At 36.0% G+C, this 17,846-nt stretch carries 15 protein-coding genes and 1 pseudogene; 3 read left to right on the top strand and 13 right to left on the bottom strand.

Annotated features, from left to right (window positions below; translation table 11 throughout):
• Window positions 1–41 precede the first annotated feature (41 nt).
• Window positions 42–1,010 (bottom strand): AraC family transcriptional regulator, encoded by a 969-nt coding sequence (locus OWO01_RS00085; protein ID WP_268778379.1) that lies wholly within the window; start codon window positions 1,008–1,010, stop codon window positions 42–44.
• 71 nt (window positions 1,011–1,081) lie between these two features.
• Window positions 1,082–1,285, bottom strand: a complete 204-nt coding sequence (locus OWO01_RS00080; RefSeq protein ID WP_268778378.1) for a hypothetical protein — start codon at window positions 1,283–1,285, stop codon at window positions 1,082–1,084.
• 538 nt (window positions 1,286–1,823) lie between these two features.
• On the opposite strand from OWO01_RS00080, the gene OWO01_RS00075 reads away from it, so the two are divergent.
• Entirely contained in the window at window positions 1,824–2,018 is a 195-nt protein-coding gene (locus OWO01_RS00075) for a hypothetical protein (RefSeq protein ID WP_268778377.1), read from the top strand.
• Between the two features lie 33 nt (window positions 2,019–2,051).
• Here OWO01_RS00075 and glsA read toward each other — a convergent pair whose 3' ends face one another.
• Window positions 2,052–2,981: a glutaminase A gene (gene glsA, locus OWO01_RS00070; protein WP_268778376.1), complete on the bottom strand. Its 930-nt coding sequence runs from the start codon at window positions 2,979–2,981 to the stop codon at window positions 2,052–2,054.
• A 106-nt stretch (window positions 2,982–3,087) separates the two neighbouring features.
• Window positions 3,088–3,789, bottom strand: coding sequence for an HAD family hydrolase (locus OWO01_RS00065; protein ID WP_268778375.1), 702 nt, complete (start codon window positions 3,787–3,789; stop codon window positions 3,088–3,090).
• A 147-nt stretch (window positions 3,790–3,936) separates the two neighbouring features.
• On the opposite strand from OWO01_RS00065, the gene OWO01_RS00060 reads away from it, so the two are divergent.
• Window positions 3,937–4,152 (top strand): YozQ family protein, encoded by a 216-nt coding sequence (locus OWO01_RS00060; protein WP_268778374.1) that lies wholly within the window; start codon window positions 3,937–3,939, stop codon window positions 4,150–4,152.
• A 910-nt stretch (window positions 4,153–5,062) separates the two neighbouring features.
• Here OWO01_RS00060 and OWO01_RS00050 read toward each other — a convergent pair.
• From OWO01_RS00050 to OWO01_RS00040, 3 genes and pseudogenes are all read right to left on the bottom strand, one after another.
• Window positions 5,063–5,977: pseudogene (locus OWO01_RS00050) on the bottom strand (permease).
• Window positions 5,978–6,103: 126 nt separating this feature from the next.
• Window positions 6,104–6,256: a hypothetical protein gene (locus OWO01_RS00045; RefSeq protein ID WP_268778373.1), complete on the bottom strand. Its 153-nt coding sequence runs from the start codon at window positions 6,254–6,256 to the stop codon at window positions 6,104–6,106.
• A gap of 92 nt (window positions 6,257–6,348) precedes the next feature.
• Complete coding sequence (locus OWO01_RS00040) at window positions 6,349–6,834, bottom strand: MarR family winged helix-turn-helix transcriptional regulator (protein WP_268778372.1); 486 nt, start codon at window positions 6,832–6,834, stop codon at window positions 6,349–6,351.
• Window positions 6,835–7,126: 292 nt separating this feature from the next.
• Here OWO01_RS00040 and OWO01_RS00035 point away from each other — a divergent pair, with 292 nt between their 5' ends.
• Window positions 7,127–7,288: a hypothetical protein gene (locus OWO01_RS00035; protein ID WP_268778371.1), complete on the top strand. Its 162-nt coding sequence runs from the start codon at window positions 7,127–7,129 to the stop codon at window positions 7,286–7,288.
• 18 nt (window positions 7,289–7,306) lie between these two features.
• On the opposite strand, the gene OWO01_RS00030 is transcribed toward OWO01_RS00035, so the two are convergent.
• The 6 genes from OWO01_RS00030 to OWO01_RS00005 all read right to left on the bottom strand — a co-directional run bounded on the left by OWO01_RS00030 (window position 7,307) and on the right by OWO01_RS00005 (window position 17,804).
• Window positions 7,307–9,484, bottom strand: coding sequence for a heavy metal translocating P-type ATPase (locus tag OWO01_RS00030; protein WP_268778370.1), 2,178 nt, complete (start codon window positions 9,482–9,484; stop codon window positions 7,307–7,309).
• On the bottom strand, window positions 9,477–9,860 hold the full coding sequence (locus tag OWO01_RS00025; protein ID WP_268778369.1) for an ArsR/SmtB family transcription factor: 384 nt from the start codon (window positions 9,858–9,860) through the stop codon (window positions 9,477–9,479). The genes OWO01_RS00030 and OWO01_RS00025 overlap by 8 nt, the downstream gene beginning before the upstream one ends.
• 296 nt (window positions 9,861–10,156) lie before the next feature.
• Window positions 10,157–14,572, bottom strand: coding sequence for a coiled-coil domain-containing protein (locus OWO01_RS00020; RefSeq protein WP_268778368.1), 4,416 nt, complete (start codon window positions 14,570–14,572; stop codon window positions 10,157–10,159).
• Window positions 14,556–15,299, bottom strand: coding sequence for a DUF6063 family protein (locus OWO01_RS00015; protein ID WP_268778367.1), 744 nt, complete (start codon window positions 15,297–15,299; stop codon window positions 14,556–14,558). Before OWO01_RS00015 ends, OWO01_RS00020 begins: the two co-directional genes overlap by 17 nt.
• Entirely contained in the window at window positions 15,286–16,800 is a 1,515-nt protein-coding gene (locus tag OWO01_RS00010; protein WP_418936185.1) for a replicative DNA helicase, read from the bottom strand. The genes OWO01_RS00015 and OWO01_RS00010 overlap by 14 nt, the downstream gene beginning before the upstream one ends.
• Window positions 16,788–17,804, bottom strand: a complete 1,017-nt coding sequence (locus OWO01_RS00005; protein WP_268778365.1) for a Wadjet anti-phage system protein JetD domain-containing protein — start codon at window positions 17,802–17,804, stop codon at window positions 16,788–16,790. Before OWO01_RS00005 ends, OWO01_RS00010 begins: the two co-directional genes overlap by 13 nt.
• Window positions 17,805–17,846 lie beyond the last annotated feature (42 nt).

Below are 17,846 nucleotides of genomic sequence, written 5' to 3'. Positions count from 1 at the left end.
AAACAAGCGAAAAAACCATCAAATTATTTTTTGATGGTTTTTTAATCCCTTTCCCGAAAAACTCTTGGTGTACAGCCATATCTTTTTTTAAAAATACGATAAAAATAACTAATATTCTCATAGCCAATATCTTCCGCGATTTGATCAATTGAGATCTGTGTGTGTTTCAATAGAATTTTAGCTTCCTCTAATCTACGTTCTTGCAAAATTTCTTTAAATGTTTTTCCGGTACTCTTCTTAATCTGCTTACTAAGATTATAGGATGCCATTTGCAGATGGTTTGAAATATGCTCTAATGATGCTGTTTGGTATGAATCATTAATGTAAGCTAGTACTTCTACTACAATGCGGTGATCATATAAATGATTGGAGCGTGTAATCGCCTTATCTGCGTGCTCCATCAGTTGAACCATCAATAATCCCATTTGAAATTTCATCGTAACTTCAGAAAAAATGGAGGGCTCCATCATTTCGAGTATCATCTTTTTAATAATCTCTTGAATTTCTCTTTCTTTTGAAACGCGAAAATACAGATAATGTCCCGCTCGGTCATGGTTAAAAAGTCCACTGATTAAAAAATTGATAATGGATTGCTCTGCGCCTTCAATATCAAGGTTTTGAAACATATGGTCAAAAAACTTTGGATCAATAATAAAATTAATAATTAAGTCCTCATCACCACATGGTTCTAGTTCATGCTCAATATGTTGGTTTAAAAAGAGAAGTTCGCCTTTTTGCAATTCAATCCATTCTTGTCCTACTTTTTGTTTTAGCTTACCATGATAGACATAATTTAATTCAATATAATCATGACGGTGTGTTGGAAATGCAATATACCTTGGATGTTTGCGGATCACAATCAATTTATTGTCCGGTAAAAACTTTGCTCTTTCAATAACAAAATCCTGTTGATTGGTATATACTGTTTTATTCACATTGCTTTTTGCCTGATCTAGAATCTCTTCTTCTTCTTCTGTTAATGCAATGAGGTTTTCATAGATTGATAACATAGGATCGCTCCTTTTTATGTAGCATAAAGCTAACATATCACAATTGAACCAACAAAACGTAAACCAGTCAATCATTTAAATAGCTTCTTGAGCAGTTTAAAGAGGTCAAAACTCGTTTTTCGATATACTTTGTTGTAAGCATATTTCTTTGGACTTCTAGCCCATCCAGTACCTTTAGGCATTTTTAAACCACCTCGGTGAACTACTTGCCTTTTTATACTTGTTCGAGCCGATATTCTCCTCTTTAGACTTGGTTTACGCATACCAAACTTCATGGTATCGCCTCCTTTGTTTATTTTTTTCATACGAAAGAAATGGCTAATTTTCATGGAAAGATAGATTTCATACATTTTTCATGGAGCCAGATTGCTTGATCCTATCTATATTTCTTCGTGGAATTGACATTTAAGTGTATGTTTGAAAAGTTGGTAAAATAAAGTGAAACTTCAATCAGTGGGGGGTTTTTAGGTATTCCCCCACTGATTGTTAGCCCTAAAGGATGACCTAAAGGCCCTTCAACCATTCGGGGTGCTAGCGTCCGTTACTCCCACTTAAACAACTTGATTTTCTCGTTGTTTTGAAGTGGGAGTCTTACGGACGGTTGCTCCGGGATAAAAGCTAGCAGGTCGAGGCGATGAAGTTTTTGATAACCCGAATACATGCTTTCCGTACCTGTGAACAGATGAATAATCCAACGAAGAGATACAAAACTTTTCATTTTGTTTCTTTTGAATTAACTATATCTAATGATATACAATAAATGTATAATAAAAATAGATTGTTCTTTAATTCACATGATTAGGTGGGGATAATATGAAAAAAATTTATTGGAATTATAGTTTTTTAATCATTGGTATTATCTTACTAATTGTTACAAATGAACTGAAACCTGACGGAATACTTGGATTTATTATGATACTTAGCTCCCTCTTGTTTTTTGCTCTAGCTTTTCTTTGGGGAAATAATCCTGGGAAAGTCATGATCGAATTTTTCAAGTCCCTGCTTTGATTTTGGAGTAAGGGTGGGAAACAAACACCACCCTTAAAACATGCTTAGTTGATAATCATTAGATAACATCTCTAATAATTTCATTCCTGCAATACTATTTCCTTTATCGTCCAAGGCAGGGCCAAAGATACCGATACCGAACTTACCAGGAACTGCGCCCATAATCCCTCCTGCTACACCACTTTTGGCTGGAATACCAACTTTTATTGCAAACTCTCCAGAAGCATTATACATCCCACAAGTTACCATAAATGTTTTACAAATACGTGCAACTTCCTTTGGCATTAGCTGTTTCGATGTTATTGGATCCATGCCATCCATGGCAAACACCATTCCAATTCGTGCCAAATGAAGACAGTTCATTTCAATCGCGCATTGCTTGGTATAAAGATTAAGAAGATCTTCTACCTCTTCATTTAATCGGTTATGCTGTTTCAAGAAATAACAAAGAGCACGATTCAGATCAGCCGTTTCTAGTTCAGATTGTGCAATCTCTTCACTAAAACCAATCGAGGCATCATTCGCCAATTGTTGGATAAATGATAATAAACGATCAAATCTTTCCTGCACCGAATTACCTTTTATCATATGCGTAACCACAAGGGCACCAGCATTGATCATTGGATTTAGTGGTTTGGCTGGCGTCATCTTCTCTAGTTTAGCAATCGAATTAAACGGATCACCTGTTGGTTCCATTCCAACATGCTCAAACACTTCATCATATCCGCGATCCATCAATACAAGAGCTAAACTTATTACTTTTGACGTACTTTGGAGGGTAAACCTTTTCTGTACATCTCCTGCTGATACACAACGACCGTCTGGATAGTTTATGGCAATAGATAAATCATAAGGATCTGCCTTTCCGAGGGCTGGAATATAATCCGCTACTTGTCCATCTTTCGTATATTTCCTTGCTTCTTCCACTAATTCATCCAATTCTTTATTCGTTTCACATAACATCTGCTTCACCACCTATCACTAGTATGAACGGGTTATTGGATTATCATGAGTATTCTTATTGCTCATGAAGTTATCAACCAATGAATAATTTCAAGATTAGTGTTTTCTATTTTTCAAAAGTGTTTAAAAGTTCTTTTGCGTTAAATACTTCAAGATCAGGGGAGATTTCTTCGTCTAGTGCTAGTTTTCTCTTTCGATGATTCATCCAGATTGCTTGCCAGCCTGCTTGCTTTGCACCGACAATATCTTTTTCATAATTATCGCCTACATAAATTGTATCTGCCGGATTAAGGTTGAGCTTCTTCTCAATAAACGTAAATACTTCTTTATTTGGTTTTGCATAACCAATGGCCCCAGAAATAAAAATATGTTCTTCTGGAATCCAATTCGTTAATTCAAGTTGTTTTATTTTCATCGATTGATGATGGTGTTCCCCATTCGTTAAAATCCCCAGACGCTTCCCTTGCTGCAAAAGCATATCTAATAACATCATCACTTCTGGAAATAACGTTATGTTCTTTTGTTCCACAACATAGGTTTCATGAAAAACTGTTGCTGTTTCTTCATCCATAGGTATGTCATAATCTCGGCAAGCATGAATAATGCGCCCGATTTGCCAATCTCTTTCCGTAATTAAACCTTGTTCACTCTGATCAAATAGCAGTTCACTATATTTTCGACTAGTTCGGTACAGCTGATCCATTTCGTCATCTGTTAAAGGTTTTTTGATTATTTTCTTACACGTTTTATGAAAGGATAACGCTTGATCGTATAGTGTATCATCGACATCAAATATTATGGTATCCATTCGCTCCCCTCCTTTATCTTCTCATCATAACATTTGATAAGATATTAGGTAAAATGATCTCTTGTAATAAAGTGGGCAAATTTTGGCTTCGATATTTATCCTACTATTACAAAAGCTATAGATATCATGAAAAAAGGAGGAAAACCAATGAGTAAAAAAGAGGTTGAAAGAACAGTGAACAAAGAGGTAAAAAAGACGGATTATGCTTTTGAAACTATGGAAAGTAATGAGATAGACGATGGAATAGCGATCACACATGAACAAATTTCTGATACTTTTATGGAAGGTACGATCGATGGACAAATCGATAGCGTAAACAAAGATGGTTCATTAAAAAGCCACAATCACGGAGAACTTAAATAAGATAATTCAGGAAAACCACCCGATTCTATTTAAGAATAATAAGAAGCTCTATTTTGTAGGGAGCTGATGGTGACAAGCTAATTCTTGTCATGTTACGCTATAGCGTGACACTTTCCAAATTAGCAAGGTCGCGTAGAAGGGAACCTTTCCATTAGGATTGAGTTCCTTCCCCTCTCATAACCGTTCTTGCGGTATTATCGCACACAGCTTCTAGCCCCATTCCTAACTGCCTACTCTTAAAAATAACAGTTACCTGTTGTCCCACAAGACTCGTTACGAGTGAATGGGTAGTTCTTATTCTACGGGAATCCCATCCATTATATGTTACGATCTATGTTCGGCCACACGAATTGAACCCGATTCAACGGCATATCACATTCGTGTTAACATCATTTGTCCTGGTCAAATTAAGACGAATATTGGTAAAAATACATTTAAAGAAGATGAAAAGCTTAAAAAAATAAATATTCCTGCAGAATACCAAAAAGAAGTCAACCGTTAGAAGTAAAAGGAGGGAAACCAGAACAAGTCGCGGACCTTGTACATTTTCCTGCCCTCTGATGGTTCCACACATATTACGGGAACTGAAGTATATATTGATGGTGCTTCAACAATACTTTGACTAGATAAAACGACACTTCAATCAGTGACGCATTACATTTCCCCTACTGATTGGTAGTTGATTGAAAGAGGACATTAGCGACCGTTATCCCCCGCCTCTCAACAAGTCAACTCTGCTCACTAATTTGAGACAGGTGTTTTATGGACGCCTATCTGTAATATTTAACTGTCATGACACCCCAAATGAACTTCTCATTTCATTCATATTGGTCATGAGGCATCAATATTTCTTCACCCATTATGTTCCTGTAATTAATTCTACAACAAGCATTAATTAAGCATTTTTCCTTTAGAACAGTCTAAAGATATAACCCGCTAGAATGGCTCCAATCAAACTAAAAGTTATATAAAGTAAAAAGGTTCTTCTCTTTACTAATGAATATACCGCCACCATTGCAGGTATAGATGTTGTTGCTCCCCCTACCATAAATGATAGAGCAGTACCTTTATCCATCCCTAGGTCCATTAATCCCCTTATAATGGGCATAGCAGAAACGCTACTGGCGTATGCAGGCACACCTATTAATGCTGCCAGTATAGGTCCAAAAGGATTATCGCTTCCCAGTATTCCTCCCACCCACTCCATTGGCACATACATTATCATTACAGCCTCCAATACAAACGCGATTAATATGAATTTACCAACAAAAATACCAAGATTTTTAAAGTTTATTAGAAACTGAAACAACCTAATAATTGCTATTTGACTTTTTTCTAATTCCTTCTCTTTATTACGAGTAGTTGCATGAGTTATTTTTATATTGTTTAGTAATTGATTTTCTAAGAATCCTTTATTAGACAAATATAGAGTGAAATATCCAGCCATTATACCAATTGATAAAGCAGCCACTACCCTTGCTACTGCCATTTCTTTACCGAGTAATCCATATGTCAGTACAAAAGATTCTGGATCCATTAAAGGAGATGAAATTCAAAATGCCATAATTGGAGCTAAGGGTACCCCTGCTACCAGGAGTGCAGCAATTGCTGGTATAACTCCACAAGAGCAAAGCGGACTAACTGTTCCTGTGACAGCTGCTATAGGAATAGAAGATTCTTTTCTGGCTTCAAATACTTTTTTAAGGTGTGCATCTAGCTTAAAGGTTTTTATTAAAGATGCGATGGAAATTCCTATTATAAAAAACACTCCTATACTTCTAACAGCATTAAAAACAAATTCTAATACATAAAGTAAATCATTCATAATAACTCTCCTCACAATTTAGGTGCCCATATACACTAAATTTTTTTATAAAAAACCAAAATTTAATTGCATGATAAAATATTTGTATAATACAAATAAAAGATTTGATTTTTTTCGATATTATATTCAGTTTTTATTTTGATTATCACCAGTATCATTGGATTTAGCAACTTCGTTTAAAGTGCAACAGCTTTTTTTGCTTGCTTCCTTGTCACAGCAGTCTGTGTCGGTACCTTTTGCTAGCTTGAAAAGCTCTTTTAATGATAACTTTTTTTTCATATGACACCCTCCCTCTTACGTTTTTCGTCAGTATTGAACTATTGAACTTCTACAGTTTCTTTGATAGGGGCTATAAAAATGATTTATTTACATCAAAATGGATTTGCTTTATCAAATGCACCAACTAATAATTCTACTGATCTGAGAACTTCCTCTACCTTCCCATTTGGTAAGTTACTTACTATTTCTCTGTAATAGTCCATAATGGATTCTTCCAAACTCTGTGCAGCATTAATTCCTTCTTCTGTTAATTTAACTTTTACTATTCTCCTATCCCATTCATCTTTTAAGCGTTGTACATAGCCATCCCTAACAAGATTATTTATAATTCTAGTCATAGTACTGGTGTTTAAGTTCATTCTTTCACTCAGCTCATTCATGGTAAGCTTGTTGAACTTTTTCAATTCTAGTAGAACATGGCATTGAGTGGTTGTAAATCCAAAAGGCTTTATTTGATCCCTTTCAAATATTTGCAACACTCGTACAAGCTTCTGAACCATTGATCCCACTTCTTCAGTACAGCAGTCGGTGGCCTTTTTTTCTAAGTATATACTCTTATTTCCTTTGTTTGATTCCATAAGATCCCTCCTTTTTTATTGTATAGTACAAATATTGTATTGTGAATTGTTTTTTTAAAAAGTAAGAATTTTGTAAAGAGCTTAAACTTGTTATTTCTTACTCTACGGGAATCCCAACTATATGTTATGCTCGTTCGCACGATGATACCCTACTGTTATACTAGAAAATCTTTTACATCTATTTTTTAAAAAAACACCTAAAAAATCCATATAGCTAATCTTTAACTTTTCTTATCTTGGAACAAATGTGCAGAGTGCCAGTTAAAATCGTAACAGCTGGAGTGAATCAATCGTGATTAAGGAATCACGTTTTGCTTACGAACCGATGATGACTTATCGTAGATTGCTACATGAAGTTGCATGGTTTTTGGCGCTCGGACTGGACGTAACTCAATCTGTTCAAAAAAATATTCACAAATCTGAAATTTTGTTTCCTAAGCAAAAAAGAGAGTAGCTCTCCAATTGATTAAAGCTACTCTCTTTCATTCGACAAAAACCGGGCGGTGACAGGCACCCGCATGAGACGCATACTGTTTAGTGCTACGATGATAGTTGCTCCCATATCAGATAGGATAGCGATCCAGAGGGTTAACCAACCGGGGATCACTAATAATAAAGCAATCAATTTAATCCCAATCGAAAACGTAATGTTTGCTTTAATAACATTTAATGCTTTACGACTTAATTTTATCGCAAATGGCAGTTTGCGTAAATCATCTGCCATTAAGGCCACATCTGCGGTTTCTAATGCCGTATCTGTTCCAGCCCCTCCCATTGCAATACCCACGGTAGCTGCTGCTAATGCTGGCGCATCATTTACACCATCACCAACCATTGCTACCTTGCCATGGCTTGCTCGCAATCGTTTCATGAAATGTAATTTATTCTCTGGCATTAACTCTGCCTGCACTTTTGTCACACCAACAAGTGAACCAATTGCATTGGCGGTACTTTGATTATCTCCAGTAAGCATGATGGTTTCTTTTATTCCTGCTTTGTGTAGCTTCTCGATTACTTCTTTGCTTGAATCTCTTACTTCGTCTGCGACAGCTATGATTGCCAACATTTCTTTTTCTGTTCCAACTAGCATTGTTGTTTTTCCTTGTTTCTGAAAAACAGCAACTTTATCTATTATCTCTTCCTCCAACGATAGGGATTCAAATAATTTTGGGTTTCCAATAAAGTAGGTACTATTATTAATAACACCTTGGACCCCTTTACCGGTAATCGCAGAAAAATCTTTAACTTCCAAGCTTTCATAATCCACATTCTCCACTTCTGCTTTTTTCACAATTGCTGAAGCAAGTCGATGCTGGGAACGATTTTCTAAAGCTGTAATAATGGATAAAATTTCTTTTTCATCGACGGAATCGTTGATCAATTCATAATCTGTTACAGTAGGAACACCTTTCGTTAAAGTACCCGTCTTATCAAAAGCAATAGCTTTTAAAGTACCCATTTCTTCTAGATAGATTCCACCTTTAATCAGCACCCCTTGTTTTGCAGCATTTCCTATGGCAGAAACAATTGATATCGGGGTAGAGATTACTAATGCACAAGGACAACCAACGACTAAGACAGCTAATCCTTGATATACCCATGACGACCATTCTACCTCGAAAAATAATGGTGGCAAAATAGCAACGACCAATGCAATAATTATAATTGCTGGGGTATAGTATTTTGCAAATTTATCAATAAATGCTTGAGCTGGTGCTCGCTCTCCTTGTGCTTCTTCGACAAGATGAATGATTTTTGCAATTGTCGTATCTTCAACTAACTTCGTGATTTCAACTTCAATTAAACCTTCTCCATTTAACGTACCTGCAAACACTTCATCTTGGGTTGTTTTTTCAACGGGGACTGATTCACCAGTTATTGAGGCCTGATTAACAGCCGTATTACCATTCACCACTATTCCATCCATTGCAATTTTTTGACCTGGTTTTACGATCATGATATCCCCAACAACAATATCATCCACCGGGATATTTGCTTCCTGACCATTCCGTCTTACGAGTGCTTCATTTGGAGCTATATTCATGAGAGAACGAATGGAATTTCTTGCTTGGTCCATCGAAAATCGTTCCATTTCTTCGCTTATGGCAAAAAGAATAACAACGACAGCAACCTCTGCCCATTCACCAATAATAGCTCCACCGATTACAGCGACGGTCATTAAGGTTTTCATATCGAAATCAAAACGTAGCAAATTTTTAAATCCAACAAAGAAAAGAGAGTATCCTCCAACCTGCATGGAGGTTAGAAAAAGAAAAATGGTCACCAGATTCTCTTCACCATTCACAAAAAAGGAAAGAAAACCAAAGAAAAGTAACATAACTGCATAAAGTAACATGCTGTATTTTTTTAACAAAGGAACTTTTTCTTCGGATTTTTCTTTCTTTTGACTCGATGATCCCCTCGGTTTTTCGGGAGTAAGTTTCAAATTTTCGAAAGCTCCTGCTTTTTCTAAATCCTCTAAAGACGCATGTCCTGTTATTGAGATTTTCGATGCACCAAAATTCACTTTAGCATTTTTTACTCCTGAAAGGTTTCTTACGTTTTTTTCGAATTTTCCAGCACAATTTGCGCAGGAAAATCCTTGCACACGATAAACCTGCTCATTTACATTCTGACTTTTCTTATTCACGGTTATCTACCTCGTTTCCATGTACAACCGCTGTTGTTACAAGCATCTTGACGTGTTCATCATCTAATGCGTAGAAAACTAATTTCCCTTCTTTTCTACTTCTCGCAATACCTAGTTTCCGAAGATGGCGCAAGTGATGCGACGTAGTAGCAGTTGAAGCATCAATTATATTGGCAACATCGCAAACACATAGTTCATCCTCTTTTAGAAGAGCATAGGCAATTTTCAACCTTGTTTGATCTGCTAATGCCTTAAATATATTTGCAGCAGTGGTTAACTTTACATCTTCTACGACAGAACGGACTCGCTTCACTTTTGCTTCGTCAAAACAAAAAATTTCACATGTATCTTCTGCATGTTTTTCCTCTTTATTCATTCCATTCACCTTCATTCAAATATTCGTTTGATTGTACTGTCATTATAATGAACGTTTGAATGAAAGTCAATGGGTGCCTGTCACCGGTCGGTTTAAGTCGGTTTTTGTCGATTTTTATGTACTTTTTACTTGGGAATACAAAAAATAAGCACTGCTTTAAGATTGATTCTTTTTAGCAGTGCTTTTTCTATATTCTATTGCAAACTTTCATCTTGGTGTTCCTGATTCACAAAAATTCATCGATGAGAATTAACACTACTCTAATCCGAGACGAAAGCAAAACAGTAGAGATCATCTCAATCAAATAAACCGATCTGTTGGGTTTCACCAATACGCTCAATGGTATGTGGGTCATGGTCTTGAAAAAACGCATGGTGTAACCACTTTTCTTTTGTCATGACTTTTTTATCTGCAGCAGATGAAGCCCGCAATCGGCAGCTATAGATAATTGGGAAATAGTCTTGAAGAAACTTTCCTTCGGCATGTGCGGTCAACGCAATAATTTGAAAACCTAGTTGCTCGGCGACAAAAAATACCGGACTTAGCACATGATCACTGGAAGCTTTTCCGAATGGATTATCCAAAATAACAGAACGATGTCTTTTCATGTTAGACTGAATATGTTTTTTCTTCTCCGCAACATAATTTAAAATCCCTAAAAACAGTGTCATATTCTTACTCCATTTTTCTCCACCTGACCAAACATTACTTTGTTCCCAAGAATAAGATCTCGTCGTCACTTTATTATCATTGGTAACCTTCCGACAGTGAACTTTCATGATCTCATTATTCATCACGATGCGTAACAATTGTTTGGATTGTAGCCAAGTTTCGATTTGTTTTCGGACTTTGCCATCATCTTGAACACCATTCTCATTGAAAAAATCATTTGATTCTAATTGCTGTAATATCCATTCAATATAATCCCTAATTCTCGTCTTACCTACATCTTCTTCCCATTCTGGAATGTTAAACCGGAAAATTTGTTTCCAATTCTCTTCTACTTTCACCCGTGTTTTCATCGGGATTTGATTTAACTCATCCGCCAATGTTTGAAGGTGGGAGTATATTCGATGAATAAATAACTGTAAATCCTCATCACTTTTACGAATATGCTCATTGGCATAGCGAGACACTTGTTCAATTCGGGTCATCATATTCTTTCTGAAATCTAACACATCGGGATATGTTTGTTTCGTTTCCACACCATTGATCGCCATTTGCTGCAACTTGATTTCTGATATCTCTTTTCTGCAAAATTCTCTAAAATAATTTCTTGCCTTCTCCACTTGTTTGTATTCAGAAACTGTAAGGGCTTGTTTTTGTTTTAAACGATTGGTTAGATTCTTCACAAAATCCATACGCTGATAGCTAAAATCACGTACTTGTTCAGTCGTTAGCTCAATAGGAATGATATCTGGTGCATTAAAATGATGTGCTTCGATATACTTGTCCATATGATATAATGCTTCTTCTATCGAAGTTAATTCTTTTTCGACTCTCATCATTTCTTGATCAATAAACAACTTCCGATCATCTAATTTTGCTTTTATCTCAGCTAATTCTGAATTAATCTCTTCCATTGATTTAGAAAAAACAATAACTTCATGATCTGGAAATTCCTTTTCGAAGTGCTCCACTTTCATTTGCCATTTTCCTTGTTGTGTATTCTTCGTTGATGCCTTCTTTTCGACCTCGATCATCAGTTTATTCAGGTCTTCATTTAACTGTTGCTTTCGTTCCCACAATTTTTCCATTACTTGTTTTCCATCACTAGGAAATGGTTTCTGTTCATCAATGTCTTTATGCTCTAGCAATAAATCGTCTATTTGTTTATTTAATCTTTGAATACTTTTCTCGATCGCTTCTTTTTTTGCCAATAGCTCCCCTTCAGAACGAATAATTTGACGTAACTTCATTTCAAAATTTTGCACACGTACTCTACAATTTTGTTTGCTTTCCTCTGAATAAATTGGGGTTAATTCTTTTATTGCCTGATATTCATCTTCTTGCATTAATGAATTTGTTACCGCTTTGGCGGTATGAATTCGCGTTTGTAACTCTACTTTTTCTTCTTCCAAACGATTTACATCACGCTGAATCCTCGATATTTCCCGTTTCACTTGGGTTAATTCTTTTTGAGCTTCTTTTTCTGCTTTCTTAGCTTCTTCTACCTCTTTTTCATAATGTAAGTACTGTACTGCTTTTTCTATATTCACATCTAGTCCCTGTTTTTCACTTTGATGTTCGGTAATGTTTTTTCGAATCCGAACTACAAGTTGCTGTTGTTCAACTTTTTGACGTTTGTCTTCTTTTAAACGAGCATTCATTCTTTCTAACTGATGTTTCTGCTCTGCTAATAGCTGTTTCCATTCAGAAACCTGATAAAATGGGTATTGATTAAGAAAAGCATGAAAACGATTTTTACCGTCATCCCAACGTTTTATCTCTCGTTCCTTTTCTTCCCGAAGCTGGGTTGTTTGATTTGCCTGTGATTGTATTCCTTTTTTCCATTCATCAAAAAGATCAAGTGAAAGGTTGTTTTTCCAATGAGATGGAGCGATCCAATCTTGATCAAAATCTAATGTTGAAAAATCTAATGCTTCTTCCGTAGAAACAACCCGAATTGGATATTGAAGATTGTTTGTCCCAGATTTAATTTTCTCGATCACTTTATGTTTTGACTGATTTGTAGTAACTAAGGTCATTGACCAGAGTGGATATGCTTCAACTTTTTGTTTCTCTGATTCTGGTAATGATTGAACATATTCTACCCCAGTTACGATATAATCAAATTGGTTTTTCCATTTTGTTGATTGCTCTTCTAGATAAGGATCAGCAAAAAATATTGCTTGTTCTTTGTAATCATCGACAAAACGATAAGCTAAACGTTCTCGATAAAGAAGTTCTTGTCTTTCTCTAGTTAGTGAATCGAGTTGTTCTGTCAATCGTTGTTCAATAGAGTCTTGTGACAAATACAAACCTTCGAGATTCATCCACTGCGGTCGAAGTTCCGTTAATATACCCATGATCTGTTGTTCTGCCTGCTCTACTGCATCAAGATAAAAGTTCGTTTGATTTTTATCTTGTTCTAGCTTAACGTATTCTTCTTGTCGTGAATCAATATTCTGTTCGATCTGTTTAACTTCATCATCTAATTGTTTTCCTTCTTGTTGTAATCGCACTGTTTCTTCATCTAACCATTGACTTTTTTTCTGCCAGGTAGCAAGTTTTTCGCTCACTTGTTCTTGTTGCGGATTAGCAAGAATTTGTTGTCTAATTTGTTTCATGTCCTTACTACGTGATTCGTTAATCGCTATCATTTTCGACGAGATTTGATTCCAATGTGTTTCCGCTTTTATTTGGTCTTGCTTTCTATCATTTAATTGCTCAACCTCTTCGATAATTGGGTTTAACATATAGATTAATTCTTGCTTTTCTTGTTCTAATACTTCCAGCTCAGTTAGATAAGCACCAAGCAACATTTGCTTTGCTTCCTCTAATTGTTCCTTAATATCTTCAACTTCCTCTGACCGATTCATTTCGGATAACTCACGTTTAATCTGTTCTATCGCAATTTTTTCTTGTTTTCGATCCTTTTTTAATTCTGCAAGTTTTAATGAATAATAGTCATGCAGTTGTTGCTTCAGCTTTTCTTCTGTTTCTACTTTTTCTCCATAAACTTCTTTATACTCTTTTTCTTGAATCTGGAACGTCGTTTTCTCTTGAAAAATTTCATAAGAAGCCATGCTCACTTGATACTCAAGTAGACGCGCTTTCCAATCTGCTAGTTTTTCTAGAACATCGGCATGCTCTGCTTCCTTCGAATGTTTTTGTTGCTTCGATTCATTCCAAGTACCTTTCATCTCAGACTTTACTTTTTGGTAATCCTGCTCGCATTGATCGTAGCTTTGATAGGTATGAACATACCCCTCAAGATGCTCTTGAATCTTTTTATTTTCTTCGATTGTTTGCTTTAATTTCTTGTAATTTTTAAAACTGCTATGTTGTTGTTCAAAAAGATCGGCAAACATCGTTGCTTCATGCCCAGCAATGGAATTTTCAACCGTTGGAATTAATAATCGATCAAACAGCTGATTGGTACTTTTACATTCGTCAAAAAAAGCTTCCACGCCACCTTCTGAACTATTAATTTTTACAATGCTCTCCCATTCACTCGCCACAATATGATACTGATCTTCGATAAATGTTCGAAATTCTTTGATCGTTTGAAACGTTCGTGCACTAAACGTTTTATCACGCATTTGTGCATAATATTCTTGCATTTCACCGCGTTCAGCTGTCCGTTTACCTACTTTTCCATCTCGTACAAAAGGAATTCCTTCGATACCATTGGGGTCATTTGCGTCGTACTCATAAACATAGCGTAATGAATCAATACCTTGTTTGGTCGTAAACAAAGAAACAGCCGTAACCACGTAACGTCTAGGGTTGTCATGATCAATCCATTCAATAGCAATATGTGCTGGTGCATTTTCAAGCATGAGAGTTTTTTTGATTTTCCGTTCCGCTAAATCTACATGAGGAAAAATCGCTTGTAATGCGGTATGAATTAAGACGGTTTTACCCCCACCATTCTCAAGTAAAATAGCGCCATTATGTCCATCAAATAAAAACATCTCATCATTATAACGCTTGTTTCCTTCTTCATAAACAATATTTGTTAATCGTATTTTACTTATCGATGGCATGGCTTTCCTCCCTTTCAAAACGATAGATAAATTCAAAAATACCTTTGTTGTATTCTACTTCCATAAAATAACGTTGAATAATTGTTTTTGCTTTTTCGGTTAAAGTGAGCTCGTCATTTCCAATCTCTTGAATCAGCGCTTGATCAATTAAAAATCGTTTCACAGTATCAATAAAACTAAATCGACTAATCGTGTTTCCAGTTTGTTTTTTTGCGGTTTCTTTTATGTCATCCATGTCTTCCCATTTTTCAATAATAATACTCCAGTTATAAGAAAATTCTTTTTCCAAGGAGGCCAGTGTCTCTTTTTCATGGGATTTCAGTTGATCAATTCGCTCTTGAATAAAGCGAATCCACTCTTCTTTTCTTAAAAACTGTCGAGTTGCTTCTTGACTTTGGTAGGTGTCATAAAAACTTCCGAATAAAATAATGGTAGCAAAATAAAGAAGGTAGATATCTCCATTAGTAGCGGAAGATCGTAAGTAATTTCGTTTGATCCAATCATTGCTCACATGAAAAGGTGACAACTTTGTTTCAGGAATCAGAAATAACTGTTCACTTGTACCTACAATGACACAATCTACTTCTCGACTAAAGGTATCTAAAAGGCCACGAATTTGGTCATCTGCACGATACAGTTGAACAGATTCTTTATCCGCTACACCTTCTCTAGCCAAGATCGTATATATTTGAAAGGCTTTCGTTACTGTCTGTTCAGAATAGTTCATCGTCTGGTTCCTCCAAACTAATTGATAGTTCTTGGATCGAGAATCGTTCTGTTCGTTGCACGATTCCATTGCCTTCTTCGACAATTAACGTTCGTTTTCCTAAAAGGGATAATGCTTCACCAAGTAATGTCTGGTTATCTTGCTCTTCGCTAACATCACGATGAATCGGTGATCGTTGATGCAAAATCAACCAAAAATCATAAAAGTAGCGTTGTTCAAACCGATCCGATGCCTCAACTTCATCTAAATAAGTCATAAACTGAGACAATGTGGAGCCTTTCCCTGAATCATAGGCATGCAAAAATTGTTCCATCAACTGTTTATATTTGGTCATGATCCAATCACGGTACGGATCATCTTTTTCATGATCTTTAGCTTCAATAAAGCCTTGCTCCACCCTTTGTTCGCGTTCTTCTGTTATATTTTGCTCTGCTAATAACGTTAAAGGAGACCAAATTGGATTTTCCTCTACTTTTAAAAAAGGAGCAAGAATTCCGGGCATCGAATCATACGGTAATGGTGTGGAAACAACATGCGAAACAATATCTTGATCAAAGTTGAATGCTTGAATTCCTGTGTAGTAGAGTGATTCTTGCGCAGTTACGAGTGTCGTATTTTTCAAAGCAAACGTTTTTTCTAGTAGATGTGAATGCTCGTAGTGAACAGACTCTAATTCTCTAGTTATACGTAAGATGACATTGTAAGTTTTGCTTTCTTTTTTATGGAGGTCTTTTGAGTAAAGTCGTTCTCGCGTTTCCTTCACAAACTGACGTAATTCTTTAAACTCCTCATCTTCTCTTTGTAAACGTCCGTAAATATCGTCCAATAATTGCTTATACCGTTCAAAGGTTTCTTCTGAAACAATACTTCGTTGGATCTCATGTTTCAGCTTCGTCATGCGTTCTTCTAGGCTTTCTACATCAATTCGCATCTCATTGATTTGTCGTAATGCTCCGTTGAACTCCCCTTTATCTAGCTGTTTTCGAAGCATTAACTGATTAATCGATAATTGAAACTCGCTATAAAATTCTTTCGTCGCAAAGATAAGTTCCAAGCCATCATCATCTAACGTGTAATACTGCGTGTTCGTTTTACTATCAAAGTTATTGGCCTTTAATATCGAATATTCTATCGACTCTTCTACACCACTTTCCCAATTAAAAAAAGAATAACTACTCTTTTTTCCCGTGGAAGGGCGAAATGTCTGAATTATTGTGCGGGCAATTTTTTCATAGTCGGTTTCTTCTAATTGATAGTGATTTTTCGTTAATCTTTGCAAAAACAACGTCAATTGTTTCCTATCTGTTTTATAGTCTCGCATTAATTTTTGTTCAAAAAAGAATAACAAAGCAAGCAAACCGAGGCCTTTCATGTCAATCGGATTCCCCAATTGGTCTTGTTCCCGCTTTCGATCAAGATCATACAACGGATCAAACAGAGCTAAGCGCCGTACTCGTTCTTTATAACCATTTGTTATTTCTCGAAAATCTAGCTCGTCCAATCTGTATCCCTCCATATCTGCTGTAATTCTTTTGCTTTTAATGTCTCTTGTGGATAATACTTTCCTTCATTGATAACCTTCCTTATTTGCTTTTGATGTTCGTTTGAAAAAACAGATAAAAAAGCCATAACAGCTTCTGTTCGTTCTTGTTGATATTCTTTGCCTATTGTGGGTTCGCGGGTTAAGCACGCTTGATAGAAGGGAAGCGCCAATTGAAGTAATTGTTTTTTCGCTAAAGAATACCAAATTGAAATACCTTCTCGATCGATATCACCAAAATAAAAGTAATGATGATTTGCCATAACCGGATATTGGCTCGGAAATTGCTCTATACTCTTTATTACAGACTTACCACTGCCGTAAATCAATGTGGAAAATATTGTTTCTAATAATACTGGTAAAAGCCCCTGATAGGTTGTTTTGTTTTCAACAATCAGATGGTATTGATTCTGTTCAGCTATTTTTGTCGGATTAAGCGCAAACATAAGAGGCTCGGAAACTGGAATAATCTGAAGTTTTTCAAAAAGGCCGACTCGATCAAGTAACTCTTTCCCTCCTTTTTCAACGATCCATTTTTCATCACCTACCAGCTCATAACTTCGCTCCGGTGCTGGTGCTTGTTCCGTTGGAAAAGGATAATGTTTCAAATAATAATCGAGTTTTAGAAGATATGGAAGATCTGCTTTCCATAAGGAAGGATCTTTTCCATAGTATGTATCGATTGTTATGGCTGGGTGTAAGGTCGTTCGATAGTTCTGGAGTTCAATATGAAAATCTTTTGCTAGTAAACTTTTATTAATTCGATAGTGAAAAGCTAAGGATGGTGTTCTAGCTGTTCTTCCTTTTGCTTTAACCATCCTCAATATCTTTTCTTCCTCAAGTTCTACGATTGCCTGTGAAAATTCTTGATATGTATGAAAATAAACCTTCATTAATTGTTCTAACTCAGATAAGGTAATTGTTTTCTTCCTATAAGTAGCTAATAACCGATAAATCCGCTCCACTCGACACACCTCCCAGATACCTTACATTGTACTATGAATGAA

This window comes from Natronobacillus azotifigens, from assembly GCF_026805325.1.
GTDB lineage: Bacteria > Bacillota > Bacilli > Bacillales > Amphibacillaceae > Natronobacillus > Natronobacillus azotifigens.
The sequence above is the reverse complement of the archived record's forward strand: the minus strand, read 5'-3'. Positions and strand labels throughout refer to the sequence as shown.

Excerpts from the sequence above, each read along its gene's own strand:
- glsA (WP_268778376.1), bottom strand. The coding sequence starts at position 2,981 with ATGTTATGTGAAACGAATAAAGAATTGGATGAATTAGTGGAAGAAGCA.
- OWO01_RS00045 (WP_268778373.1), bottom strand. The coding sequence starts at position 6,256 with ATGAAAAAAAAGTTATCATTAAAAGAGCTTTTCAAGCTAGCAAAAGGT.
- OWO01_RS00060 (WP_268778374.1), top strand. The coding sequence starts at position 3,937 with ATGAGTAAAAAAGAGGTTGAAAGAACAGTGAACAAAGAGGTAAAAAAG.
- OWO01_RS00085 (WP_268778379.1), bottom strand. The coding sequence starts at position 1,010 with ATGTTATCAATCTATGAAAACCTCATTGCATTAACAGAAGAAGAAGAA.
- OWO01_RS00025 (WP_268778369.1), bottom strand. The coding sequence starts at position 9,860 with ATGAATAAAGAGGAAAAACATGCAGAAGATACATGTGAAATTTTTTGT.
- OWO01_RS00020 (WP_268778368.1), bottom strand. The coding sequence starts at position 14,572 with ATGCCATCGATAAGTAAAATACGATTAACAAATATTGTTTATGAAGAA.
- OWO01_RS00080 (WP_268778378.1), bottom strand. The coding sequence starts at position 1,285 with ATGAAGTTTGGTATGCGTAAACCAAGTCTAAAGAGGAGAATATCGGCT.
- OWO01_RS00015 (WP_268778367.1), bottom strand. The coding sequence starts at position 15,299 with ATGAACTATTCTGAACAGACAGTAACGAAAGCCTTTCAAATATATACG.
- OWO01_RS00065 (WP_268778375.1), bottom strand. The coding sequence starts at position 3,789 with ATGGATACCATAATATTTGATGTCGATGATACACTATACGATCAAGCG.
- OWO01_RS00040 (WP_268778372.1), bottom strand. The coding sequence starts at position 6,834 with ATGGAATCAAACAAAGGAAATAAGAGTATATACTTAGAAAAAAAGGCC.
- OWO01_RS00075 (WP_268778377.1), top strand. The coding sequence starts at position 1,824 with ATGAAAAAAATTTATTGGAATTATAGTTTTTTAATCATTGGTATTATC.